Annotated in this window: 23 protein-coding genes; 11 read left to right on the forward strand and 12 right to left on the reverse strand. The window is 68.9% G+C overall.

Going from position 1 to position 23283, the window contains the following annotated elements; translation table 11 throughout:
- The first annotated feature begins 76 nt into the window (after positions 1 to 76).
- Positions 77 to 1150: a class I SAM-dependent methyltransferase gene (locus tag MMF94_RS11875; RefSeq protein ID WP_241036417.1), complete on the forward strand. Its 1074-nt coding sequence runs from the start codon at positions 77 to 79 to the stop codon at positions 1148 to 1150.
- Positions 1151 to 1171: 21 nt separating this feature from the next.
- Here MMF94_RS11875 and MMF94_RS11880 read toward each other — a convergent pair whose 3' ends face one another.
- Positions 1172 to 2866: a sulfatase-like hydrolase/transferase gene (locus MMF94_RS11880; protein ID WP_241036418.1), complete on the reverse strand. Its 1695-nt coding sequence runs from the start codon at positions 2864 to 2866 to the stop codon at positions 1172 to 1174.
- Positions 2867 to 3290: 424 nt separating this feature from the next.
- Here MMF94_RS11880 and MMF94_RS11885 point away from each other — a divergent pair, with 424 nt between their 5' ends.
- The 3 genes from MMF94_RS11885 (at position 3291) to MMF94_RS11895 (ending at position 6249) form a co-directional block, all read left to right on the forward strand.
- Entirely contained in the window at positions 3291 to 3716 is a 426-nt protein-coding gene (locus tag MMF94_RS11885; protein WP_241036419.1) for a pyridoxamine 5'-phosphate oxidase family protein, read from the forward strand.
- 164 nt (positions 3717 to 3880) lie between these two features.
- Positions 3881 to 5323 carry an APC family permease gene (locus MMF94_RS11890; RefSeq protein ID WP_241036420.1) on the forward strand — a complete coding sequence of 481 codons (1443 nt, stop codon included), beginning with the start codon at positions 3881 to 3883 and terminating at the stop codon, positions 5321 to 5323.
- Entirely contained in the window at positions 5320 to 6249 is a 930-nt protein-coding gene (locus MMF94_RS11895) for a universal stress protein (RefSeq protein WP_241036421.1), read from the forward strand. Before MMF94_RS11890 ends, MMF94_RS11895 begins: the two co-directional genes overlap by 4 nt.
- Before the next feature lie 17 nt (positions 6250 to 6266).
- Here the strand turns inward: MMF94_RS11895 and MMF94_RS11900 are convergent, their stop codons facing one another.
- Both MMF94_RS11900 and MMF94_RS11905 read right to left on the reverse strand, forming a co-directional pair.
- The gene (locus MMF94_RS11900; protein ID WP_241036422.1) at positions 6267 to 7121 is read right to left on the reverse strand and encodes a CDP-diacylglycerol diphosphatase; all 855 of its coding nucleotides are present in this window, start codon (positions 7119 to 7121) and stop codon (positions 6267 to 6269) included.
- Positions 7122 to 7399: 278 nt separating this feature from the next.
- Complete coding sequence (locus MMF94_RS11905) at positions 7400 to 7999, reverse strand: TetR/AcrR family transcriptional regulator (RefSeq protein WP_241036423.1); 600 nt, start codon at positions 7997 to 7999, stop codon at positions 7400 to 7402.
- Positions 8000 to 8107: 108 nt separating this feature from the next.
- Here MMF94_RS11905 and MMF94_RS11910 point away from each other — a divergent pair, with 108 nt between their 5' ends.
- Positions 8108 to 8869 (forward strand): class I SAM-dependent methyltransferase, encoded by a 762-nt coding sequence (locus MMF94_RS11910; RefSeq protein WP_241036533.1) that lies wholly within the window; start codon positions 8108 to 8110, stop codon positions 8867 to 8869.
- A gap of 79 nt (positions 8870 to 8948) precedes the next feature.
- Positions 8949 to 9365 carry a PPOX class F420-dependent oxidoreductase gene (locus MMF94_RS11915; RefSeq protein WP_241036424.1) on the forward strand — a complete coding sequence of 139 codons (417 nt, stop codon included), beginning with the start codon at positions 8949 to 8951 and terminating at the stop codon, positions 9363 to 9365.
- A 69-nt stretch (positions 9366 to 9434) separates the two neighbouring features.
- On the opposite strand, the gene MMF94_RS11920 is transcribed toward MMF94_RS11915, so the two are convergent.
- From MMF94_RS11920 to MMF94_RS11940, 5 genes are all read right to left on the reverse strand, one after another.
- A complete protein-coding gene (locus MMF94_RS11920) occupies positions 9435 to 11048 on the reverse strand; it encodes an ABC transporter substrate-binding protein (protein ID WP_241036425.1) in 1614 nt (537 codons plus the stop codon).
- A 929-nt stretch (positions 11049 to 11977) separates the two neighbouring features.
- Complete coding sequence (locus MMF94_RS11925) at positions 11978 to 12709, reverse strand: alpha/beta hydrolase (protein ID WP_241036426.1); 732 nt, start codon at positions 12707 to 12709, stop codon at positions 11978 to 11980.
- A gap of 191 nt (positions 12710 to 12900) precedes the next feature.
- On the reverse strand, positions 12901 to 13623 hold the full coding sequence (locus MMF94_RS11930; protein WP_241036427.1) for an alpha/beta fold hydrolase: 723 nt from the start codon (positions 13621 to 13623) through the stop codon (positions 12901 to 12903).
- Entirely contained in the window at positions 13601 to 14446 is an 846-nt protein-coding gene (locus tag MMF94_RS11935) for an HpcH/HpaI aldolase family protein (protein ID WP_241036428.1), read from the reverse strand. The genes MMF94_RS11930 and MMF94_RS11935 overlap by 23 nt, the downstream gene beginning before the upstream one ends.
- Positions 14443 to 15417: a peptidyl-alpha-hydroxyglycine alpha-amidating lyase family protein gene (locus MMF94_RS11940; protein WP_241036429.1), complete on the reverse strand. Its 975-nt coding sequence runs from the start codon at positions 15415 to 15417 to the stop codon at positions 14443 to 14445. The genes MMF94_RS11935 and MMF94_RS11940 overlap by 4 nt, the downstream gene beginning before the upstream one ends.
- A gap of 204 nt (positions 15418 to 15621) precedes the next feature.
- Here MMF94_RS11940 and MMF94_RS11945 point away from each other — a divergent pair, with 204 nt between their 5' ends.
- A complete protein-coding gene (locus MMF94_RS11945) occupies positions 15622 to 16401 on the forward strand; it encodes an SDR family oxidoreductase (RefSeq protein WP_241036430.1) in 780 nt (259 codons plus the stop codon).
- 12 nt (positions 16402 to 16413) lie between these two features.
- Here the strand turns inward: MMF94_RS11945 and MMF94_RS11950 are convergent, their stop codons facing one another.
- Positions 16414 to 17043, reverse strand: a complete 630-nt coding sequence (locus MMF94_RS11950; RefSeq protein ID WP_241036431.1) for a class II aldolase/adducin family protein — start codon at positions 17041 to 17043, stop codon at positions 16414 to 16416.
- Between the two features lie 38 nt (positions 17044 to 17081).
- Positions 17082 to 18509 carry a 3-oxo-tetronate kinase gene (otnK, locus tag MMF94_RS11955; RefSeq protein WP_277398702.1) on the reverse strand — a complete coding sequence of 476 codons (1428 nt, stop codon included), beginning with the start codon at positions 18507 to 18509 and terminating at the stop codon, positions 17082 to 17084.
- A gap of 23 nt (positions 18510 to 18532) precedes the next feature.
- On the opposite strand from otnK, the gene MMF94_RS11960 reads away from it, so the two are divergent.
- The 3 genes from MMF94_RS11960 to MMF94_RS11970 are packed head-to-tail and all read left to right on the forward strand — an operon-like array spanning position 18533 to position 21755.
- Positions 18533 to 19579, forward strand: a complete 1047-nt coding sequence (locus MMF94_RS11960; RefSeq protein WP_241036433.1) for a 3-hydroxyacyl-CoA dehydrogenase family protein — start codon at positions 18533 to 18535, stop codon at positions 19577 to 19579.
- Entirely contained in the window at positions 19576 to 20424 is an 849-nt protein-coding gene (locus MMF94_RS11965) for a DeoR/GlpR family DNA-binding transcription regulator (protein ID WP_241036434.1), read from the forward strand. Before MMF94_RS11960 ends, MMF94_RS11965 begins: the two co-directional genes overlap by 4 nt.
- A 38-nt stretch (positions 20425 to 20462) precedes the next feature.
- Positions 20463 to 21755: an MFS transporter gene (locus tag MMF94_RS11970; protein WP_241036435.1), complete on the forward strand. Its 1293-nt coding sequence runs from the start codon at positions 20463 to 20465 to the stop codon at positions 21753 to 21755.
- Positions 21756 to 21764: 9 nt separating this feature from the next.
- Here the strand turns inward: MMF94_RS11970 and MMF94_RS11975 are convergent, their stop codons facing one another.
- Positions 21765 to 22148, reverse strand: coding sequence for a hypothetical protein (locus MMF94_RS11975; RefSeq protein WP_241036436.1), 384 nt, complete (start codon positions 22146 to 22148; stop codon positions 21765 to 21767).
- 31 nt (positions 22149 to 22179) lie between these two features.
- The gene (locus MMF94_RS11980; RefSeq protein ID WP_241036437.1) at positions 22180 to 22761 is read right to left on the reverse strand and encodes a CGNR zinc finger domain-containing protein; all 582 of its coding nucleotides are present in this window, start codon (positions 22759 to 22761) and stop codon (positions 22180 to 22182) included.
- Positions 22762 to 22983: 222 nt separating this feature from the next.
- On the opposite strand from MMF94_RS11980, the gene MMF94_RS11985 reads away from it, so the two are divergent.
- Positions 22984 to 23223 (forward strand): Rossmann-fold NAD(P)-binding domain-containing protein, encoded by a 240-nt coding sequence (locus MMF94_RS11985; RefSeq protein ID WP_241036438.1) that lies wholly within the window; start codon positions 22984 to 22986, stop codon positions 23221 to 23223.
- Positions 23224 to 23283 lie beyond the last annotated feature (60 nt).

The raw sequence follows: 23283 nt of genomic DNA on the forward strand, positions 1-23283 counted from the left end.
TGGGACAACTCAACGAATGTCAGGAGATGTGATGTCGAGCGCGGACTCCGTGAGTCACGGCGGTACCGGTGCGCAGGTGGTCGACGATGCCGCAGTCGAGCAGCTTCGCGATCGGATCATCGCCGATGCCGGTGGTGCACTGGCTGTTCCGCTGGCGTTCCTGGGCGACAAGCTCGGGTTGTTCGCCGCACTCCACAGTTGTGGGCCGGCCACATCGGCAAAGCTTGCGGAACGTGCGGGGCTCGCTGAGCGTTACGTGCGGGAGTGGCTGCTGGTGATGGCGGCCTCGGGATACGTCACGTACGTGGGGACCACAGGTGACGGATCCGCGACCTCCGCGACGTACCGGATGTCACCCGAGCAGGTCGAGATCTTCGTGAACACGGAGAGCCCGTCCTACATGGCGGGGGCGTTTCAGACCTTCTCTGCGGCCCCGCGGATGCTGGACCGACTCGCCGAGGCCTTTCGTACCGGCGCAGGGATAGGCTGGCACGAGCACGATGACGACACATTCGTCGGCACCGAACGATTCTTCCGCGGCGCGTACAAGGCGAATCTGGTCGGTTCGTGGATTCCGGCGCTCGATGGCGTGGAGCAGAAGCTCATCAGTGGGGGGCGAGCCGCCGACGTCGGCTGTGGCCTGGGCGCCTCGACGATCATCATGGCGAAAGCCTATCCCGCTACCGAATGGGTGGGAGTCGACTACCACGAACAGTCCGTCGAGCTGGCCCGCTCACGTGCCGCGGAGGCGGGTGTCGGCGACCGCATCACGTTCCAGGTGGCCAGTGCAAGTGAGTTGAGCGGGAAGTACGATTTCATTTCCTTCCTCGACTGCTTGCACGACATGCCGGATCCGGTTGCGGCGCTCAGCGCCGCCCGAGCTGCGTTGTCCCCCGGCGGCCGGGTGATGTTGGTGGAGCCGATGAGTTCGGATGCCGTTGTCGATCAGCTCACCCCGCTCGGGCGGCTGATGGCGGGGGGATCGGTGTTCATCTGCCTGCCCAGCGGGCTGTCGGCACCGCCTGCCGCGGGCCTGGGCAACCAAGCCGGCCCGAGCCGAACCGCAGAGATTGCGGCCGAGGCCGGCTTCGGCCACACGCGAGTCGCCACCTCGAATCCCTTCAACATGGTGTACGAACTGCGACCCTGACCCTCGTCGCCCGCGAGCGTCCTATCGTGCGAACGTGGTCAGGAATCGGTCGCGGAAGGACTCCATGGGCCAGACCGGCGCCCGCGGCCCGGGCCGCAGCCCGTCCTGCCATCCCCACCCGCCGATCCGGTCCAGTACGGCGCGGTCGCGGGTGACGATCGTGATCGGGACGTCCATGCCGGCGTCGTCCCCGGCGACGAAGGTGGCGGGCTGGTGGTCGCCGAGAACGACGAGCACAAGATCGTCGTCGCCGTGCTTCTCCACGTACGACACGAGGGTGGACAGCGAGTACTCGATGGAACGCCGGTACCCGTCGCGCATGCGGTCGGGATCGCTCTCGACGACGTCCACGGGATCGCTGCGCCCAGCGCCCGGGCGGTCGAACACCGAGCCGTCGCCGACGGCGTCCCAGTCGAGAAGGTTGGGAACCTTCGCCCACGGCCAGTGGCTGGAGACGAGGGGGATCTCGGCCATGAGCGGGCCGCGGTCGGGATTGCTGCGCTCGATCTGCTCGAAGGCCGACAGGGTGTACTGGTCGGGGGTCTGGAAGCCCGAGTAGGTCAGGGACCGGTTGCCGAGGTTCCCGGAGTCGTAGCTCCGGTCGATGCCGTAGAACGCCTGCTCCGGCCAGGGTCCGGAGTTGGACGGCATCACCGACACGGTCTGCCAGCCTCCGCGCTGGAACGCGCTCGTGAGGGTCAGGCGGTCGCTCGCGACGAGCTTGTCGAAGCTGTGCTGGTTGGTGACCCGCAGTCCCGAGAGCAGCGTGGCGTGGGCGAGCCAACTGCCACCGCCCGACACCGAGGACGTGAGATAGGCGCTGCGTGAGGCGAACCCGGCCGCGGCCAGCCTGCGGGTTCCGTCGTCGAGGACTGCGCCGACGGTCGGCGCGAACTCCGGATTCTCCAGCGCCGAGCGCCCGTAGCTCTCGACGTAGGTGAAGACGACGTCCTTGCCGCGCAGCGCGGTCAGCAGGTTCGCGCCCGGGGTGCCTCGGAACGCGTCCGCGGCGGCCTGCTCGTCGAAGATCCTCTGGTCGTGCAGGCTCGTGGACACCTGCTGAGCCGTCTGGAGGCCGAGCGCGGCGGTACTCCTCGCCGCGACGGGCACGGGGGCGACGATCTGCGCGCCGACTGCGAGGCAGGCGAGCCAGGCCCCGGTGAGCACCGCGACCGTCCGGATCGTGGTGGTCCGATGCCTGGCAGCGAGGTTCGCCAGGCGCCGGACGGACAGTGCCATGAGGACGACCAGCGCGGCCCCTCCGACGGCGGCGCCGACCGTGGTGCCGATCACGCCGGCAGGACCCATCGAGTCCTCGAGCAGCGTGATGCCGCTCCCGAGCTGGGACCAGTCGAATATCGGGTCGAACGACCTGCCCAGGATCGCGAGGAAGCCCATCTGAAAGACCCGCAGGACCGTCAGCAGGCCGAGCAGCGTCCCCGCGGCGACGGCCAGCACCCGGCGCGCCCGCGGTGGCAGAGCGATCAGGAGTGCGGCGCCGAGCAGCCCCTCGATCGGGATTCGAAGCAGTGCGAACGGGGTGACCTGACCGACCTCCCGCGGCGCGACGAGAGCGAGGAACACCAGCACCCCGGCCAGGCAGGTGAGGATCGCGCCGATCCTGACGTGGCCTGGCCCCTTGTCATCCCGAGCTGCTCTGTCGTCGCCTGCCGTCTCGCCCCGAGCGGGCGCGCGGGGTGGGGTGTGAATCGACAAGCTGGAGATCCTTCCCGTACGGGTGCGCGGTGCCCGGTGTTCACCAGGCGCCTGATGCCGGGTGCACATCGCGCCACGGGAGGCCCACGTCGTGATCGACGGACCGGATCAGCAGCACCGGCGCCGGGACCCGAACCGGGCGACCGGGCCGGGGCCGCCGAGGAAGTTCCATCCACACTCTTCGACACGGATCCGACGAATCGGAGGTTCACCTGACTCCGGTACTGATCGCAGGCGGGGTCCGGAGGGTGCCGGTTCACGTGCCGTGATCAGATGCGGTCCAGGGTCGCAGGCGGGCACCCTGCGGGCAGAGCGGCCATCCGTGAACGACGGAATGCGGCAGGTGGTGCCGGGGTTGCATCAAGGGCATTGATCACGTAAATCCCGAACGGACGATTCGTCCGTTCCTGGTCGAGGGGTGCGCATGTCTCTTGTCATGACCGAGCAGGAACGCCAGGAGTTCCTTGCCGGAGTGCACGTCGGTGTGGTCGCGGTGAACCGTGAAGGGCGGGCCCCCCTCGCTGTGCCGATCTGGTACGACTACGTCCCGGGCGGTGAGGTGCTGATCTGGATCTCTCGCGGATCGGTGAAGGAACGTCTGTTGCGGGAGGCGGGCCGCTTCAGCATCTGCGCACAGGTCGAAACGGCGCCGTACAAGTACGCCACAGCCGAGGGCCCCGTGATCGCGATCGACGAGGAGCCCACTGAGGAGCAGGCGCTCCGCATCGCGGGCCGCTATCTGTCTGCGGAGGATGCGGCGAAGTGGGTGACCGACAATCTCGGGGCGGACTCCCTTCTCGTTCGGATGCGCCCCGAGAAGTGGCTGAGCACGGACTACAGCAAGGCCTGATCGCCCATCCGCCGTGGACGGAGCGCGATAGGGCTCGGCGAACGGGTTGATTCCCGCCGCCGACGCGCTCGCGAGTCAGCCATTGGTGCGGATTGTCCGTTCGGAGGCTCGCATTCAGCCGTGCCGCCCGGGATCGTGGTCGAGCCACGAACCGAGGAGATGGCATGGCGACGTTGTTGCAGCAGGCCTTCCGTCGCAAGCCGGTGGAGAAGATGGCCGCGGAGACCGGACTCGACGGCCAGGGCAGGGGTGAGCTCGCCCGCACCATCGGGCTGTTCCAGCTCACCATGATCGGTGTCGGCGCGACGATCGGGACGGGCATCTTCTTCGTCCTGACCGAGGCCGTCCCTGTCGCCGGACCGGCGGTCGTCTGGTCGTTCGTGATCGCCGGGTTCGTCGCGGGCCTCACCGCAGTCTGTTACGCGGAGCTGGCCAGCGCCGTCCCGGTGTCGGGGTCGTCGTACTCCTACGCGTACGCGACGCTCGGTGAGGTCGTCGCCATGGGGGTGGCGGCATGCCTGCTGCTCGAGTACGGCGTGTCGTCCGCGGCGGTGGCGGTCGGCTGGTCGCAGTACCTCAACCAGCTGCTGGGCAACCTGTTCGGGTTCCGGATCCCCGAGTTCCTCTCCCAGTCGCCGGAGGGCGGTGGCCTGCTGAACCTGCCCGCCGTCGTGCTCGTGGCGCTGTGCGCGCTCCTGCTCATCCGCGGGGCGAGCGAGTCGGCGACGGTCAACGCGGTGATGGTCGTCATCAAGATCGCCGTGCTGCTGATGTTCGTCGTCATCGGCGTCACGGGCTGGAACACCGACAACTTCGCCGAGTTCGCGCCGTTCGGAATCACGGGAATCACCGGGGCCGCCGGCATCATCTTCTTCGCCTACATCGGTCTCGACGCCGTGTCGACCGCGGGGGAGGAGGTGAAGAACCCACGCCGGACGATGCCCTTGGCGATCATCCTGGCGCTCTGCACGGTGACACTCGTCTACACCGCCGTCGCCCTGGTGGCGGTCGGCGCCCAGCCCCAGGCCGAGTTCGAGGGCCAGGAGGCCGGGCTCGCCGCCATCCTGGAGAACGTGGTCGGCGCCAGCTGGCCGGGAACCGTGCTCGCGGCAGGGGCCATCATCTCGATCTTCAGCGTCACCCTCGTGACGATCTACGGTCAGACCCGCATCCTGTTCGCGATCGGCCGCGACGGGCTGCTTCCGCAGTTCTTCCACCAGGTGAACGCCCGCACCAGCACGCCCGTGAACACCACGATCGCCGTCGCCGTCGCCGTGGCGCTCCTGGCCGGGCTCCTTCCGATCCACTTCCTCGCCCAGCTCACGAGCATCGGCACACTCGTGGCCTTCCTCGTCGTCTCCGTGGGTGTGATCGTCCTGCGGCGCACCGCGCCCGACCTGCCCCGTGGGTTCCGGGTTCCCGGCTATCCGGTCACACCGATCCTCTCGATCGCGGGCTGTCTCTGGATCGTCGTCGGCCTCAAGCCGATGACGATCGCCGTCTTCGCGATCTGGGTGGGCGTCGTGCTCGTCTGGTACTTCGCCTACGGGATCCGCCACTCGCGGCTACGTGCCGCCGCCACGGATCCCCAGGAGGACGTGCTGTGACGCTCGTCGTCGGGCTGCCGCGCGACGAGCGCGCGACGGCAGCGGTACAGCTCGGCGGGAAGCTCGCCCGCTCGTTCGACGAGGATCTCGTGGTGTGCACCGTGGTGCCGCCGCCGTGGCCGCCCGGGATGGGCAGGGTCGACGCCGAGTACCAGGAGTACCTCGACCAGAGCGCCAAGGAGGCCATCGAGCGGGCCCGCGGCCTGGTGCCCCCCGATTGCTCCGCCGAGTTCGTCGTCGCCAGGGCGAGCTCGACGTCGGCGGGTCTGGTCTCGGTCGCGAAGGGACACGGCGCACGCATGCTGGTGCTCGGCTCGTCCACGGCGGGGGTGCTCGGGCGGGTCGCCTTCGGCAGCGTCGCGGACCGGCTGCTGCACAGCTCGCCCCTGCCGGTCGTGCTCGGCCCACGCGGGTTCCGGTGCCGGCCCGACAACAGGGTGCGCCGGGTGACAGCAGCCTTCGGCGCGACCGAGGACTCCCACGAGCTCGTCATCGCCGTCGCGGAGGTCGCCGCGCGGGCGGGTGCCACGCTGCGCGTCGCGTCCTTCGCCGTGCGCCCGCGCACGCCGTTGACGGCAGGGATCGGCTCCCGTGCCGAGGACGGCGTGGCGCACGAGTGGGCGGCGGACGCCGAGCACGCTCAGCGCGCCGTCCTGGAGGACGTGGAACGCCTGCCGCGCAGCCCGTCCTCGATCGAGTCGGTGGTCGGATACGGCGCCGACTGGGCGGGGGCGATCGAGGACATCGGGTGGGCGGACGGGGACCTGCTGGCCGTCGGATCCAGCACCGCGGGACCGCTCGAACGCGTGTTCATCGGCTCTCGCTCATCGCGGATCGTCCGGCACTCGCCCGTGCCGGTGATGGTGGTGCCGCGCGGCGCGGCGCGGGCGCTCGCCGAGCGCGCGGGGCAGGACAAGACCATGTGATCGACGAGCCATGGATCTCACGCGTAGACGAGCAGCCCGTCGCAGGCGCTCGTTCCACCGCTGTTGTTCGGCCCGCGCACAGCGCCATTGCTGTTCAAGACGTACCAGTCGTTGCCAGCCTTCGTGACGATGATCATCTGGGTTGCCATGTCTTCGCCCGCCGGCTTCACGACCTCGTCGTGCAGGAGCTTGAAGAAATTCTCGTTGAAGCTCGGAGCGCGAAATCCCCGAAGAGCGTACTTCCTTCCGCCGTAATCGACATCAATGATCGTCGATCTCCACTGCTTGACGCCACTCTTGATGGGCGTCAACTGGTTGACCAGGCTCTGCTCGATGCCGGCCATGTGAATATGCAGCTGGTCTTGCTTGCGAACAGGTGTTGGCGGATTTCTGGTCGTGTGTGCCGCGTTCACTCCCAGTGCGAGCTGGCCGGCCGGGAACGTCACCGCTCCAGGGCCGGCTCCCGGCTGCGCGTAGTTCCAGGCGTCCTCCCAGTATTGTCTCCCGGCATCGCCCAACAGTAGTGGGCACTCAATTCCCTTAACGCGGGTGGTGGGAACCAGGAGGAAGTCGTGCGTGGTCGAGCCGCCGCCGTGCAGCACGACATCGCGCCTGCCTCCTATCAGGCAATACGATGGCGGCGGAGGTTTCTTCGGATCTCGGTACGCTTCCCCGCATTTTTTGGCGCGCTCCGCCCAGATGAAGACCCTGGGCCCGGTATCCGTGTCGGAGCCACACAGGTTGGGTTGGAGGGCCGTGGGCGCCGCCGCGCCGGCCGGTGTGCCGAAGCCGCCGAGAGCCACGGCGAGCCCGGCCACGCCGGACAGTTTGAGGAATTGACGTCGGCGCACGTCCTCGACGTTCTCGTCCACACGTCCTCCGATACGTCAGAGATCCACCGGCGATGGTCGGCGCATCGGCCGCACTGCATCGCCGACTCGATCAATTGCCCTGGACCACCCGTCCCGACACGGGTTGTCGGCCATCCCCTCACGGTACGTATATCAGAACCCGACCGCCGGCCGTATTGTTGATAACGGAGAGTAGCACGTGCCGAATGGTCGTCAAGCATCTGTGCTTTGCGGCGGCGACAGGGCATTAATGAGATCGGCCTGATCTGCGCGCGAATGGGGCGAGCGCCGACTGGCGGTTATGGCTGCTGTTCTCGCACGACGCCGGCGATGACCGAGGCAACGACCTTGTCGACGGCGCCCGCTTCCGGCGGTGTGCCTTTCCGGTCGGCGAAGAGCAGGTGTCCGGCCCCGATCAGCGTGGGGGCGAGCGTGTCGACGTCGGCGTTCGCCGTGATGCGGCCCAGTTCGCGCTCGGCAGCGAGATAGGAGGCGATCATGGCCGTGGCTTCGGTGAGCAGTGGGATGCCGGTCGGCGTGGTCCGGCGGAGCCGGGCACGCAGATCGTCCCGCGAGATGATGAGCCCGACGATCGCCACGGCGACCGATCCGAACAGGTCGGTCAGGGCGCGGGCGACGTTGTCGGCGACGGTGCCCGTCCCGGCGGATGCCCGCAGGGCAGCGGCTTGCCCGTCGATCCGGGCCACGCGGTTGCGCACGAGTTCGGCGAGGAACGCGTCGAAGTCGGCGAAGTGCCGATGCAGCACTCCCTTTGCGCAGCCGGCCTCCGTGGTGACCGCCCGGCTGGTCAGCGCGTTCGGTCCGTCCCGGAGCAACACGCGCTCGGCGGCGTCGAACAACTGATCACGCGCGTCGTGGAGGGCCACACCTGTCGGCACCGTGCATCCCTCGTTGAGTGGGCATGTGCCCACTAGAGTGGGCAGATGCCCACTCTAGCCTCGGCGGGAGCGCCCTCTCCCGGCAGCGAGCCTCACCACCACCGACAGATGGCGGAGTCGTTCGGCACCGACGCCGAGCGCTACGACCGGGCCAGGCCGCGCTACCCCCAAGCCATGGTCGACCGCATCGTCGCCGCCAGTCCCGGCCTCGACGTCCTCGATGTCGGCTGTGGCACCGGCATCGCAGCCCGGCAGTTCCAAGCGGCCGGCTGCACGGTGCTCGGGGTCGACGTCGACGCGCGGATGGCCGAGTTCGCGCGACGGCGGGGGCTCGACGTCGAGGTGGCGGCGTTCGAAGCCTGGGACCCGGTAGGTCGCGAGTTCGATGCGGTCGTCTCCGGGCAGACCTGGCACTGGGTGGACCCGGCCGCGGGAGCGGTCAAGGCCGCGCAGGCGCTGCGGTCCGGTGGCCGCCTGGCCGTGTTCTGGAATGCTGCCGAGCCACCGCCCGAACTGGCGGAATCCTTCGCCGAGGTCTACCGCCGGGTGCTGCCCGACTCGCCTGCCGCCCGCAGGCCGACGATGTCGGCCATCGACGGGTACTCGGCGATGGGCGCCATGGCGGCCGACGGGATCCGCGGGGCGGGGGCGTTCGGCGAGCCCGAGGAGTGGCGATTCGACTGGCAGCAGACCTACACGCGGGACGAATGGCTGGACCAGGTGCCGACCACCGGCCTGCACACCCAACTCCCGCCCGCCCAGCTACAGGAGGTGCTGACGGGCACCGGCGCCGCCGTCGACTCGTTCGGGGGCGGCTTCACGATGCGGTACACGGCGCTGGTGGTCACGGCGTTGCGAGTCGGCGCCTGATCCTCTGCGACCGATGGGGTCGATCTCCACGCATGCGGTTCGTACACACTGTGAGCATCTTCCCGAGAGGAGCCACCGCATGTCGTTCACCGAGGAAGAGATCGCCTACCTACGGTCCCAACCGCTCGCCCGGGTTTCCACGCTTTCCGCCGACGGGCAGCCCGACGTCGTCCCACTCGCATTCGAGTTCGACGGGGAGATCTTCTGGGTGGGTGGATCCGGGGCGTCGGTCGAACGGACGCGGAAGTTCCGCAACGTCCGCGCCGGGAACCGGAAAGTCGCGCTGGTGGTCGACGACATGGTGTCCTTCGAACCGTTCATCGCACGTGGGATACGGATCTACGGGCGAGCCGATCAACCGGTGGAGCGGACCGGAATGGTCGGGCCGGGCCTGTACATCCGCATCAGTCCCACCGACTCGTGGAGCTGGAACATGGCGGGAGAGCCGGTCGGCGACACCTGGTACGAGGCGAGGCACGCCGTCCACCACGCATGACCCCACTCGGGATGCAGCACCGCCCCGAGGTGCCGGCCCGGCCGGCGCCCCGAGGCGGCGTGACACCTGTCAGCGGTCCAGCCAGGTCGTCGCGTAGAACTGGGTGCGGTTCAGGTACCGCACCACGCCCTTGACCTCGGGTTTGGCGATGGTGGACAGGTAGCCCCGGCTGTACCAGGCGTCGACGATGTCCTGGTTGGACAGGAGCTGTACCTGCTGATAGAGCCGAGTGCGCTCGGCCTCGTCGGTGGTCGTCGCCGCCTGGTCGAGCAGCGCGTCCATCTGCCGGTTGGAGTAGCCGCCGTAGTTGGCGTTGCCGCCGGTGCGGAAGATGTTCGACGCGCTCGGGTACGGCGTGTCGACCGGGCCGCCGACGAAGCTGGCCAGGTCGAAGTCGCGGCTCTGCACGACAGTGCCGGCGAACTGCGCGAGGTCATAGAACTCCGGCTGCACGGTGATGCCGATCACGGCCATCTGGGCCTGCAGGAACTCCGCGAAGGCCACCCTGTTCGGTGCGTTCGTCGTCTTCAGTGACACGGTCGTGGTGCCGCCCTCGGCCTTGTACTCCTCGACCAGCTGTTTCGCCCGCTCGATGTCGGTCGCCGGCCACGCCGCCGCGGCCTCCGGGGTCTGGTATTCGCTGTCCGACCCGAAGTACCCGTCGGCGCGGGTCATCCGGTTGCGGAACTGGGTGGCCGCGAGCGCGTCCAGGTCGATGCCGCGCACGACGGCCTCGCGCATCCGGTGGTCGTCGAACGGGGGCCGCGTGTGGTTGAAGTAGATCCACTCGGCGCCATGCCCCGGCCCGTAGAAGACGGTCAGGTTCGGGCTGTCCAAGGCGCGCACCAGCTCGGTGTGGTAGCCGCCGAAGATCAGGTCGACGTCGCCGTTCTCGATCGAGGCGTAACGGGTCTCCGTGTCGGGCAACGGCCGGAACTCCAACGCGTCCAGGTACGGCATGCCCGCCTGCCAGTAGTTCGGGTTGCGGTTCAGGACCATCCTCGAGTCCCGCGTCCACTCGCTGAGCACGAACGGGCCGGCTCCGACGGGGTGGCTGCCGATGTCGTCGCCGTACTGCTGCAGCGCCGCCGGTGAGATGATCGCGCCGAGGCCGCCGTTGAAGCCCAGGGCGAACGCCATGGGGAACTGACCGAACGCGCGCTTCAACGTGAACTCGGCGGTCAGCGGGTCCGCCGCCCGCATCGACGCGATCGGCTCGGTGTAGAGGTGACCGGGCGATGAGACCTTGTCGACGTGCCGCTGCACGTTCACGATCACCGCGTTCGCGTCCAGCGGGGTGCCGTCGGAGAACATCACGCCGGGCCGCAGGCCGAGCCGCCAGGTCACCCCGTTGTCGGGCGACTCCATCGACTCGGCCATGTACGGCTCCGGCGTGCCGTCGGATGCGAGCTTGAGCAGCGAGTCGTAGACAGCCATCGCCGCCTGGTTGGCGTTCTGCACTGTCGTGTCGAAGCTGACCACCTCGCGGTCGGTTCCCATCACGAGTGTCCCGCCGCTCTTGGGCTCGCCCTCGGTGGCGGGATCCCCTCCGTACGGATTCGTGGCCACGATGCGATCGCCCTGCTCGCTCGGGGCGGCACCGATCGCGCCGCACGCCGCGAGCAGGGCGAGACAGGCGACCGCAGCGGTCGCCGCGACCGAGGTGCGAATTCTCCTACCCATGTCAGCACAGCTCCTTTGCTGTGAGTGGGCGACCGGATCGGCCGCATCCGAAACGCGCCTGTCTCGACGAATTCATCCGTCGAGCCCGAACGGTGGGGGAATGTGTCCCGATTCAGGTGCCGCAGCCCGCCCCTGATCTCCGGTCCGGCGATTTTCAGGAGCAAGTCGGGGACGGCGAACGCGGCCCGGGTGGAGTTTCTGGACGGTCAGATCGACGCCGACGGTCTATCTGTCATCGCCGGGGGTCGGGATCTCGCTGCATGTGGGCGCGGCGTCGGCCGCCAGGTCGGCGCAGTGGAGGTGGATCACCGCCAGCGGCCCACCGCACCGTATGGTGCGACGAAATCACCCCGAGGGCGATCCTCGCCGAAGCCGTGGTTCGTGACGTGCGCGAGCAACAGAACCATCGTCGTCCACCTCGTTGTGTCGAACGCGGCATGCAGTTGGTAGGGGAAGGCCCCGACGCGACCGCCCCCGGCGTCGGCCGGCGGTCACGATCCAGCTCTCGGTGTGCGGGCGCCGAACTCCGTGCCCTACACCGTCGCGTCGTCGTTGGTGCCGGGACAGGGCCACTTCACGATCACGTCCGGCCCGGCCCGGCCCACCTGCGGCCGACCCGCTCCTCGTCCGAGTGCGAGCGATATCGCAACCCACTGTGGTGCGAACGGAGCATAACTCCGTCGGCTGATATCGGCAACGAAGTTGTCAACAATCGGTAGCCGTCCCGGCGAAAGGTGATCGGTCGATCACCGCATTGCGATGAGCCACAGGGAGCCTCGATGAGCCGTCGCGTCGGCGGAGCTCTGGACACGACACATCTGGGGCCCAGCTGCGCCCCGGCGACGGCTTCATCGAGTTCCCGATCGGCCGTGGGCTTGATGACCTGGTCGACAGCTCCTATCGGCTGCGGCCGGCCCGACGGCCCGGCCTCACGTCAGGTGCCGGGCGAAGAACCGGCTCCCGGCGTCCCCCTCGAACTGCGGGACGCCGGTGTGCCCGCCCGTGTTGGCGTGCAGCGTCTTCTCCGTGGTGCCGAAGGCGTCGAACAGGTCCAGGGCCATCTGCCGGTCGTTTCCTTCGTCGTCCCACTGCAGCAGCACCTGCAGCGGAATGGTCACCTGCCGGGCATCCTCGAACAGGATGCGGGGTACGAAACTCCCGGCGAACAGGAGGGCGGCCGAGATACGCGGCTCGACCACCGCCAGCCGGATGCCGATGGCGATCACCCCTCCCGCGTACCCGACCCGGTCGCCGATCTCGGGCAGCGGAAGGAGGGCGTCCAGGGTGTCCCGCCATTCCGGGACCGCCGTCTCGACCAGCGGCAGGACGAGCCGGTCGACGATCCCGCCGTCGACCGGCTCTCCGGCCTGCAGCGCCCGGCGCAGGTCGGCGCGGGCCTCCTCGGCGGCCGCGGAACGGGGCCTGTCACCGCTCCAAGGGAGCTCGATGGTGGCCGAGGCGAAGCCCTCCGCCGCGGCGTGCCGGGCCCGGGCAACCAGTCGGGGGTACATCTGGTGCAGTCCGCCGGGATGGCCCACCAGGATCAGCGGGGCCGGTGCGGATGCGGATCCGGGCGTCCACAGGATGCCGGGGATCTCACCGAGGGTGAACCGGCGCTCGAGGACACCGTCGTCGAGGCGCTGTTCGGAAGTGAATCGCATGGTCGTGCCTTTCGGGAGTGCTCGTGAACGGCGCTCCCGGACGACCTATCGCCCGACCGTGAACCCGGAGGGAAGCACCCATGTCGATACGTTCACGGGTACCACCTCCTCGATTTCTCGCACGGCCGCCGCGAAAGTAGCAGTGGTCGCAGTGGCCCGCCAACGGGTTTCGCGCAGGGCTCCGAGGGCGCTCAGGGCGTGTGCTCGGCGAGGAACACCTCGATGGCCGAACGCGCCGCGGCGTGGTTGTCGGGCTCCTTCCACTTCTCGACGAGCTGCGTGTTCGGTGCGTGCGCCGCGAGGAACCGTGACGCACTTGCCGGGTGCGGCTCGTCGTTCCCCAGGAACGCCAGCATCGGTGTGGTGAGCCGAGGCACGACGTCGTCGGCGACGCTGTAGAGGATGTGCGGCCCGTCGTAGAGGTTCGAGCGGAAGCCCTTCCAGTCGTTGGCGTCGGCCTCGGGGTGCTGATCGGAGAGGCGGGCGGCCCAGGCGTCGAACGTCCCGTGGAAGAGTTCCCGGTTGCCGTCGAGGCCGATCGTCTGCAGGACGACCGCGGCGCCGATGCGGTCCGGGACCGACTCGGCGAGCTGCACGATGAACGGGCCGCCGATGCACATGCCCAGGAGGTGGCACTTCTCGATGCCGAGGGCGTCGAGGAGCGCGAGGTGGTCGTCCATGTAGGAGTGCCATCCGTCGGACGCGCTGACCGGTGCGGTGGATCCGCCTGCGTTGCGCTGATCCATCGCGATCACGCGGTAGTGCGGGGAGAGGTGCTCGATGGGGTTCCAGGGGGTGCGCTCCCAGAACCCGACCGACGACTGCTGGCCACCGGGTGCGAACAGCAGCACCGGGAATCCGGCGCCGTACTCGTCGTAGCGGATCTTGACGTCACCGTGCTCGAGAACGGGCATGCTCGAATCCCATCACGTCGGGGGCTGGTGCGGAGCTGTCGTCGCCGTGACCGTCGGTGCCGGCGCGCAGCCCCGCGACGATGCCGCGGTAGCCGTTCTGTAGCACTGCCACGTCAGAGGCGATGGCGATGATCCGGATGCCGGCCTCGATCCAGGGGCGGGCCTGCTCGACCGTGTCGAACAGCATCGCGACGTCCTTGTCGTGACGACGCGCTGCGTCCAGGAGCAGCGACCGGTGCTCGTCGATCACGCGGGCCTCGTCGGGTGTGCCTCGCACGCCCAACTCCTGTGCGAGGTCGGCAGGCCCGAGGGTCACCGCGTCGATCCCGGGGGTCGCGACGATCTCATCCAGATGCCGGAACGCCTCGCGTGATTCGAGCATCACGGTGATGTGCACCTGTGCGTTCAGCTCGTCGAGCCCGGCCTCCGCGCGGAAGTCGTTGTGCGGGCCGTTCACCGCCATCCCGCGTAGCCCGAGCGGCGCGTAGTAGGCGGCCTCGACGACCGAACGCGCGATCTCCGGGGTGTCGACCTGTGGGACGTGCAGGCCCACGACACCGACATCGAGCAGCCGGGTGACCCACTCGCGATCGGCCGCGGGCGGGCGAACGACCAGCGGGAAGCCGAGCGCGCGCGCCAGCACCGCCATGTCCGCGATCGTCTCGATGGACGGAGAAGAGTGCTCCATGTCCACCCGGGCAAAGTCCAGGCCGGTGTTCGTGAGCAAGGTCAGCACGGCGGGGTTGCGGACCAGGTTGATCCACGTGCCGATCTGCACGCGGCCGGACCCACCGACCCCCTTGAGCGGGTTGCTCCTGGTCAACTCGGCTCCTTCTTCACCAGTTTCTGCAGTGCCCGGAGCGGCTGCGGACGGGGCCGGTCGGGGCCGAAGACGTTCGGCCAGCCGGTGTGGGACACCTCGCCGACGTAGATGTCGCCGCGGGAGTCGACGCACAGGCCGTGCGGCGAGATGAACTGACCTGCGCCCGTGCCGAGGTTCGGCTCCCGGCCGAGCCGTGCGCGCAGCTCCCCGCCGGGGGTGAAGATGCTGACCCGTGGGCCGAGGTTGGGCGCACCGCGCTGGAAGTCGAGCGGAGTGCCGATCTCGCCGACGTAGCAGAGCGGGTCGGGGCCGCTGGTCAGATGGAAGGCGCTCGGGCGGTGGACCGCATGCCACTGCGTCTCGAACCGTCCGTCGCCGTCGAAGATCTGGATGCGGTGGTTCTCGCGGTCGGCGACATAGACCCAGCCGTCGGCGTCGCAGGCGATGTTGTGGGGGAGGCTGAACTCGCCCTCGCCGACGCCGGACGCGCCCCACGAGAAGAGATGTCTCCCGTCGGGCGCGTACTTGTGGATCCGCGCGTTGCCATAGCCGTCGGAGACGTAGATGTCTCCGCTGGGCGAGAGCGCCGTGTGCGTGCAGCGGTGGAACGGCTCGCCGCTCATGAACGACGCCGGACGCCCCGCGACCCCGATCTCGAGGAGGACCTGCCCCTCGGGCGTGCACGTGCGGACAGTGTGGTCGCCCTCGTCGGTCAGGTAGAGGTTGCCGTCGGGACCCCGATGAATACCGTGGGGCCGGGTGAAGATCTCCTCGCCCCACGAGTCGAGGAACCGGCCGTCGCGGTCGAGCACGATCACCGGGTGCGCGCCGCGGTTGAAGACGAACGCCCGGTCCTGGTCGTCGACCGCGACCCCGGCAACGTCGATCAGTTCCCAGCCCTCGGGCAGATCGCCCCACTGCCCGTCGTGTGCGCAGTACGTGTACTCGCCCGACCCGAGCACGACGCTCACTCACGACCTCCTCGCCGCGTGCCCGACGCTGGCGGCGGGTCGACGGAAATCGTGCCACGCGCGATCTCCCGGCGTCCATGCGTCGGTGGGCTAAGGTTCATTGAATTGCCTGTCTATTCACAATATGAATTCCCGCCTCGCGGGTTCGGCGCCCTCGCAGGGCCGGCCGGGTAGTGGCGGGAAGCCGGATCCGGGAGTGTGGCTGTGGAACTGGGATTGGCCGGCAAGGTCGCTGTCATCACCGGCGGTACGGCGGGTATCGGGCTCGCGACCGCGAGGTTGCTGCTCGCGGAGGGGAGCAGCGTCGTGGTGTGTGGCCGCGACAAGGAGCGTCTCGCCGATGCGGTGGCATCGCTCGACGACGAGCGGTGCATGGGCGTCCCCTGCGACGCCACGGATCCGGACGATCTCGTGGGGCTGCACGGCGCCGCGGTCGATCGGTTCGGTGGGATCGACGTCCTCGTGAACAACGCGGGGACCTCGGCGAGAGGGCACGCGGCCGAGGTCGATGACGCCGCGTGGCAGTACGACCTGGACCTGAAGCTGATGGCCCACATTCGGATGGCGCGCCTGGTGGTGCCGACGATGCGGGCACGGGGTGGCGGCGCGGTGGTGAGCGTTCTGGCGATCGCCGGACGGCAACCGTCAGCCGGGTCGTCCCCGACGTCGGTGTCGCGGGCGGCCGGGCTCGCCTACGCGAAGGCGTTGTCCCGCGATGTCGCGTCGGATCGGATCCGCGTGAACGTGGTCTGCATCGGCGTGGTGGAGAGCCTCCAGAACGATCGCCGGTGGCGTGCGGCAAACGACGGGCGCACGCGGGAGGAGTTCTACGCGGACCTCGCCCGCGACTTCCGGGTGCCGTTGGGACGCACCGGTCAGGCGGAGGAGGCGGCTGCGGCGATCGCCTTCCTCGCGTCGGACGCGGCCGGGTACATCACCGGTTCGGCGCTGAACGTGGACGGAGGGGCGTCGCACGTCATGTGACGTGCGGGCGGGTCAGCCCCAGTGCGAGTCGTACTTCTTCGCCAGCCGGTCGGCGGCCTCCGGGGGCAACAGCTGGAACGGGCGGGAGCCGAGCTGCAGGAGCAGGGAACACGTGTGCTCCAGCTCGACGACCGCTTCCAGCGCCTCACGTACGGTGCGCCCGGCCGTGATCGCGCCATGGTTCTGCAGCAGCGCCGCCCGGAAACGTGAACGGGACGCCTGGATGGCGTCGGCCTGCGCCGGATCGCCGGGATCGGCGTAGGGGATCAGGGGCGTCTGGCCGACGCGCATCACGAAATAGGGCGTGAGCGGCGGGATCGCGCTGCGTTGCGACCACGGGTCGAGGCACGAGCACGCGGAGGCGGCGAGGGAGTGCACGTGGACGACGGCTCGCAACGTCTCGTCGCGACGGTAGAAGGCGCGGTGGAACGGATATTCCTTCGATGGCGCGGGTCCCGAGAGCAGCGTCGCGTCGAAATCGAGTACCGAGAGCCGATCGGGGTCGAGCGATCCGAGATCAGAACCCGTCGGCGAGATGATGATGCGGTCGTCGTGCCGGACACTGAGGTTGCCTGACGAGCCTGGGCTCATGCCGGCAGCCGCGAGCTGCGCCGCGGCGACCACGAGTTCCCTTCTGAGCATCGATTCCGTGTCCACGAATGTCCGAGAACCGTTGTCGCTCACTTGCTCGTGCCCCGTTCCAGTTCGCGCCACGCCGCGGTGAACATGTCGACCTCGCCGAAATTGCCCGACTTCAACGCGACGTTCAGCAGGGCGCCCGTCGCCGTCGTGGCTTCGCTCCATGCGACTCCGGGGGCGATCGCGGGGCCGATCCGCAGCTGGGCGACACCGAGTTCGGCCATGACCCGCCCCGAGCTCTCGCCACCGGCCACGATCAGCTGTGCCGCGCCGAGCCCCACGAGACGCTGGGCGACGGCACCGAAGGCCCGCTCCACGAGATCGGCTGCGTCGGGCGTGTCGTGGTCGATGTCGTCGAGGGAATCCGCTGAGTAGACGAGCGGGATGGCCATGGGGTCGTCGGCCCAGCGAGCGGCGGCCCAGCGGGCGATCTCCTCGACGGCGTCCTCGAGACCCCGTGAGAGCCGGTCCACGTCGAGTTTCCACCACGGCAGCCGTGCGCGAGCGAAGGCGACCTGCTCGCGGGTGCGCTGGGAGGCGCTGCCCGAGAGCACCGCGCGACGGCCCGCGACCTCACGAATCCGCCGCGCATCGGACGTGGCCCGCTGCGACATTCCGAGTGCAAGGCCCGACCCGCCGGTCACCACCCGCAGTGGCCTCGCGGCCGCCATGATCGTCTCCAGATCCTCGTTCTCGATCGCGTCGACCACCAGTGACACCGGCCCGTCGCCGTGCCCCGCCTCCAGGCTCCGGGCGAGCTCGGCACGACCCGCGCGCACGGTCGGCAGCGTCACGAGGCCCACGCGTCCCGTGGTCTGCGGAGTGAGCAGGCGCGGCACCGACGAGTCCAGCATCGGGGTCAACGGATGGTTGCGCATCGGGCTCTCGTCCAGCGGATCGTCGCCGACGAACAGATGACCGCGGTACACGGTGCGCGCGGCGTCGGGGAAGCTCGGCACCACGATCGTGCGGGTCTCGCCGGTGCGCGCGAGCACGGCGTCGATGATCGGCCCGATGTTTCCCTCGGGCGTCGAGTCGAAGGTGGAGCAGTACTTCACATAGATCCGCTCCGCGCCCACGGACTCCAGGTAGTCGAGCGCGGCCAGGCTCTGCGCCACGGCGACGTCGATCGGTGCGGTGCGCGACTTGAGCGCGACCACGATCGCGTCGATGTCGTCGACCTCCGCGGGCAGCCGCCCCTGCCCGAGCGGCACGCCCGAATCGGAGAACGGCTGCAGCAGCACGACCGTGCGCAGGCCACGGGACACGAGGTTGGTGGCGAGGTCGGTCGCCCCTGTCACGTCGTCGGCTATGCAGCCCCAGTGCGGCACGTCCACCCCTCTCGACGCGACCCTGTCCGAATCATGTGAATTGCCGTGATCGCATCTGTGAAGAAACGTTATCAGAGTTGACGGTATTGTGAATACGGAGCTAGCGTCCTTGGTGACGACGCGATGACGTCGCCCCATGAAGCCCCGAAGGAGTGGACCGAATGTCGAGCGACCCCGTAGCCAGCGAGTCCGGCGCCGACATCCGAACGGTGGCAGTCGTCGGCTCGGGGTACATGGGCGGCGGAATCGCTCAAGTGCTCGCCTTGTCCGGCCGGGACGTCGTCCTGAGCGACGTCGATGCGGCCAAGGCGGAGGCCGCACGCGTCCGGCTCCTCGACGAGGCGCGGCGCTTCGTGCAGACCGACCTGTTCGACCCCGGCTCGGTGGAGATCCTCGAACAGCGGCTGCGTGCCGCTGACAGCATCGAGTCGGCCGTGGCAGACGTCGACTACGTCACGGAGGCCGTCTTCGAAGACCGACAGGTCAAGGCCGACGCACTGCGGCGGATCTCCCGGGCCGCCCGCGCCGACACCGTGATCGGCACGAACACGTCGGCCATCCCGATCGGTGAGCTCGCCGAGTCCGTCGAGCGTCCCGAACGCTTCCTCGGCGTGCACTGGATGAACCCGGCGCCGTTCGTGCCCGCCATCGAGCTCATCGCGACCGCGCGGACGTCCGAGGACACGATCGCCCGTGTCGAGGCGATGGTCACCGAGGCGGGCAAAGTTCCGGCCCGGATCGCCGACAGCCCCGGCTTCGTCGCGAACCGGCTCCAGTTCGCGCTGTACAAGGAAGCCGTGCGGATGGTGGACGAGGGATTGGCCACCCCGTCACAGATCGACACCGTCGTGAGCAACGCCTTCGGGTTCCGGCTCGCGCTCTTCGGTCCCTTTGCGATCGGGGACATGGCCGGGCTTGATGTCTACGCCGCCTCCTACGACAGCCTGGCCGCCGAGTACGGCGACCGGCTGGCCGCGCCGGAACGGCTGCGCAAGACGGTCGAGGAGGGCAACCTCGGGATCAAGAGCGGCCGCGGGTTCCTCGACATCCCCAGCGAGGACGTTCCGGCGCTGCTCGCCTACCGGGACGCCGCCTATCGGCGGCTCAGCCTCTTGCGCCGGGAGCTCGGTGGCGCGCCCGGCCTCGACGCCGCCGCCCAGAAGGAATCGGCACGGAAGGAATCCTCGGAGAAGGAATCCGGGCAGTGATCGAGAAGGACACGAATCTCATTCCCGACCAGCGCCGCGAGAAGCTCATGCGGTTGCTGCGCAGGGACACCGTCCTCAGCGTCGCTCAGCTCACCGAGCTTCTCGGCGTCTCCCACATGACCGTGCGCCGCGACATCGTCGTGCTCGAGCGGGAGGGCCGGGCCTACTCGGTGCCCGGCGGCGTGCGCCACGCGAGCTCCATGCGCGAGGAGCCGACGTTCGCCACGAAAGCGGGCACCGAGCGTCCCGAGAAAGTCGCCATCGCGCAGCGGGCCGAAAGCCTGTTGCACGACGACATGACGATCTACCTCGATGCGGGCACGACCACCGGCGCCCTCACCCCGGCCATCCGCGAACGCCGCGGAATCACCGTGATCACGAACGACTGCGTCATCGTCGACGACCTGACCGGATCCACGAACGTGGACGTGATCCATGTCGGCGGGCGTCTCGACCACACCAACCGATCCACGGTCGGGCGGCTGGCGGCCCAGACGCTCCGGCAGCTGAACACCGACCTCGCGTTCATCAGCACCAGCTCCTGGGATCTGAGCCGGGGGGTCACCACGCCGGCCGAAGCCAAGGTCGAGGTCAAGCTCGCGGCCCTGGACGGTGCCTCGGAGTCGGTGCTCCTGGCGACGAGCACGAAGTTCGGGACCTTCGGCATGTACGACGTCGTACCGCTACGCCGTTTCGACCGCATCATCACCGACGACAGGCTGCAGGCAGCTGCCGCCGACGGAATCCGCGATCTCGGTGTCGAACTCGACCTCGCGCACCCCGCCACCACCGAAGATGCGCCCGGAATCGCGGTCGCACGGGCTGGTGAATCCCTCCGTCTCTGACGGTCACGCGATAGAACTGGTGGTTCTCACAAGTGCACATGGGCACTCGAAGTGGAGTCCGTACCCAGGCATCCGGTATCCGCGTCTCCGGCCTTCGCTGGTGGATGTTCGGGTTCTTCGTCCTCGTCATGATCATCAACTACATCGACCGCGCGTCGTTGTCGATCGCTATGCCGTTGATCAGCAAGGACCTGCATCTCGACGCGGCGATCACGGGGGTCGTCCTCAGCTCGTTCGGCTGGACCTACGCCGTGATGCAGCTACCCGGCGGCTGGCTGGTGGACAAGCTGAAGCCGCGCAAGGTCGTGACCGGGAGTCTGCTCGGCTGGGGCGTCATCGAGGGACTGACCGGACTCGCGAACGGTGTGGCCTCGCTGATCGGCATGCGGATGCTCCTCGGCGTCTTCGAAGGCCCGGTGCAGAACGGCGCCAACGCGTCGCTGACGCGCTGGCTGCGCAAGAGCGAGCACGCCCGCGGGAGCACGCTCGTCGACGGCGGCGGCCCGCTGGGCACGGCGTTCGGCGGGCTGCTGGTCACGGGTCTGATCGTCTGGCTGGGCACGTGGCGGCTGGCGTTCGCCGGCGTCGGCCTGATCACGGTGCTGGTCGGCGTGGCCGCCTGGGTCTTCATGCGGGACAACCCGGCCACCCACCCCATGATCACGCGTGAGGAGGCGGACTATCTCGCAAAGGGCGATGCCGAGGAAGGTCGAGAGCCCGAAGCGCGGGGGTCGGCACTGCGGTACTTCCGGTTCCGCAGTGCCTGGCTGCTGCTCATCGCGTTCTTCGGCTACGACGCGGTGGTCTACGGCCTGCTGACGTGGGCACCGTCCTACGTGAGCGAGGTGCAGCACGTCTCGTTCGGCATCACCGGGCTCTGGACGTTCGTCATCTTCGGCGCGGGCTTCGTCGGCGAACTGATCGCGGGCCAGGTGGCGGACCGGTGGATCCGATCCGGCGCGTCCGCCAACCTCGTGCTCCGCACCCTGCTTGGCCTCGCCGGCGTCGGGGTCGCCGTCGCGATCATCCTCGTCAACACGGTGTCGACACCCGCGGCGGCGATCCTGCTGATCAGCCTGGCGAACTTCTTCCTTCGCTGGGGCGGGTTGTACTGGTCCGTTCCCGCGCGGCTCGCGTCGTCGCAGCACGTCGGCCGGCTCTCCGGGGCCATGAACTTCTCGGGCAACGTGGCCGGGATCCTCGCTCCGATCCTGGTCGGCGTGATCGTCCAGGTGTCCGGAAGCTTCGTCGGGGTCTTCATCATGTTCGCCATCGCCGGCCTGCTGATGGCGGTCCCGTCGGTGGCCATCGACTACTCGCGCAAGCTCTGACCTTGATCTTCAACCTGCAGGCTGTTGTCGGGCGGTGGCGGCGAGGTCACGTCGGGGGTTCGTACCGACCTCGTAGTGGATAGCGGTGCTGGCGTTCTCGGAGCCGGGTGGGCGGCCTGGGCCGGGGCGGGTCACGTCGTATCCGGGGTCCATCACGATCAGCATGTCCGGGTCGCCCTCGTGCCAGTGTCCCGCCGCGGCGAGTCGCTCGACCACCGCCCCGAGCTGGTTGGCGGTGACTGCGGTGGTGTCATCGGGGGGCCCTGAGGGCAGCCACGGACTGACATCGACCGCCGCACAACACGGAGCATCGTGGCCACCGCTTTCGTCGTCGAGCTCGAAGATGATCAGGCGGTGGTCGTGCCATGTCCCGGTGACACGCCGAACGTCCACCGCCCCCGGCCTGGCCGCCCGAGGTTGAAGATCAGGCGTTGCCCTTGGTCCGCAGTCGTGCCCGGTAGGTGGTCTTCTTGGCCTTGTCGCCGCAGGTGGTCATCGAGCACCACCGGCGTTGACCCGGCCGCGACTCATCGACGAACAGGCCACCGCAGGACGTGTCGGCGCAGATCTTGATGCGCCCACGCAGCGAGCCGGTGAACAGTTCGACTGCATCCCGGGCGATCACGGCCAGCGCACTGCCCAGAGAGGTGCCCGACCAGGAGAACTCCGCGGCATCATCAGATAGCTGCGGGGAAAGCGGAACGACGGCCGCCGCGCGGTTGATCCTCGCTATGTCGGCCTTCTCTGGCACGCGCGCGTCCACGATGGCCTCGCCTACCCGCTGGATCGCCTCGCGCAACGCTCTAGCCTGGTTCAGTTCCTCGGCGGTGACGGCCGGCGGCCGCGGCAACAGCCCCGCCTCCACGCACCAACGCGCCAGGTCGGCGGGCTCGGACAGACGCTCGTAGGGCGTCGGCAGTCCGCGGTCGCCAAGGGTGGCCGGGAGCGTGAAGCACAGCCGGGTGTCCCGGAACCGGAAGTCCCGTTTTGTCCGCCGATCCACCATATCCACCACTATAACCGGTGGACGCCTCGGCTTCGTCGCCGGTATGGTGGCACCAGTCTTAGCGGTGGCCGAGGGGGGTGATGGGATGGTTCGAGAACCAGGTCGTACTCGTGACGGGCGCCTTCGCCCGCGAGGGCGCGACGGTCGCGGTGATGGTCGGGGGGTCGCCATCACGGCAGACGTGACCAGTGCGGCGAGCATGGGCGCGCGGCGCGGGAGACCGTGGCACAGTTCAGCAGGCTCGATTGCGCATTCACCGACGCCGGCGTCGAAGGCCAGTTCGGACCGCTGACGGACCTGGGCGAGCACGTCTGGGACCACACGATCGAGGTCAACCTCAAGGGCGTGTGGCTGTCCATGACATACGAGATCGCCGCCATGCTTGCGGGGACGGCGGCACCATCGTCAACAGCTCCAGCGACCTATTCGTGCTCGGCCTTTCGCTGCGCCGTCGCAGCGTAGGCCCCGGCGGGGGGTCAGCAGTGAATACCGCCGGCGTCCGCCCGGGAGACACGGTGATCA

Origin of the sequence: Pseudonocardia alaniniphila (assembly GCF_022524485.1) — a bacterium.
In the GTDB taxonomy this organism is placed as follows: Bacteria; Actinomycetota; Actinomycetes; order Mycobacteriales; family Pseudonocardiaceae; genus Pseudonocardia; species Pseudonocardia alaniniphila.

What these genes read in the sequence shown, in the direction of transcription:
- MMF94_RS11885 (WP_241036419.1), top strand. Translation starts at nt 3,291, where the DNA reads ATGTCTCTTGTCATGACCGAGCAGGAACGCCAGGAGTTCCTTGCCGGA.
- MMF94_RS11890 (WP_241036420.1), top strand. Translation starts at nt 3,881, where the DNA reads ATGGCGACGTTGTTGCAGCAGGCCTTCCGTCGCAAGCCGGTGGAGAAG.
- MMF94_RS11910 (WP_241036533.1), top strand. Translation starts at nt 8,108, where the DNA reads ATGGCGGAGTCGTTCGGCACCGACGCCGAGCGCTACGACCGGGCCAGG.
- MMF94_RS11915 (WP_241036424.1), top strand. Translation starts at nt 8,949, where the DNA reads ATGTCGTTCACCGAGGAAGAGATCGCCTACCTACGGTCCCAACCGCTC.
- MMF94_RS11920 (WP_241036425.1), bottom strand. Translation starts at nt 11,048, where the DNA reads ATGGGTAGGAGAATTCGCACCTCGGTCGCGGCGACCGCTGCGGTCGCC.
- MMF94_RS11925 (WP_241036426.1), bottom strand. Translation starts at nt 12,709, where the DNA reads ATGCGATTCACTTCCGAACAGCGCCTCGACGACGGTGTCCTCGAGCGC.
- MMF94_RS11930 (WP_241036427.1), bottom strand. Translation starts at nt 13,623, where the DNA reads ATGCCCGTTCTCGAGCACGGTGACGTCAAGATCCGCTACGACGAGTAC.
- MMF94_RS11950 (WP_241036431.1), bottom strand. Translation starts at nt 17,043, where the DNA reads ATGCTCAGAAGGGAACTCGTGGTCGCCGCGGCGCAGCTCGCGGCTGCC.
- otnK (WP_277398702.1), bottom strand. Translation starts at nt 18,509, where the DNA reads ATGGGGCGACGTCATCGCGTCGTCACCAAGGACGCTAGCTCCGTATTC.
- MMF94_RS11960 (WP_241036433.1), top strand. Translation starts at nt 18,533, where the DNA reads ATGTCGAGCGACCCCGTAGCCAGCGAGTCCGGCGCCGACATCCGAACG.
- MMF94_RS11970 (WP_241036435.1), top strand. Translation starts at nt 20,463, where the DNA reads ATGGGCACTCGAAGTGGAGTCCGTACCCAGGCATCCGGTATCCGCGTC.
- MMF94_RS11980 (WP_241036437.1), bottom strand. Translation starts at nt 22,761, where the DNA reads ATGGTGGATCGGCGGACAAAACGGGACTTCCGGTTCCGGGACACCCGG.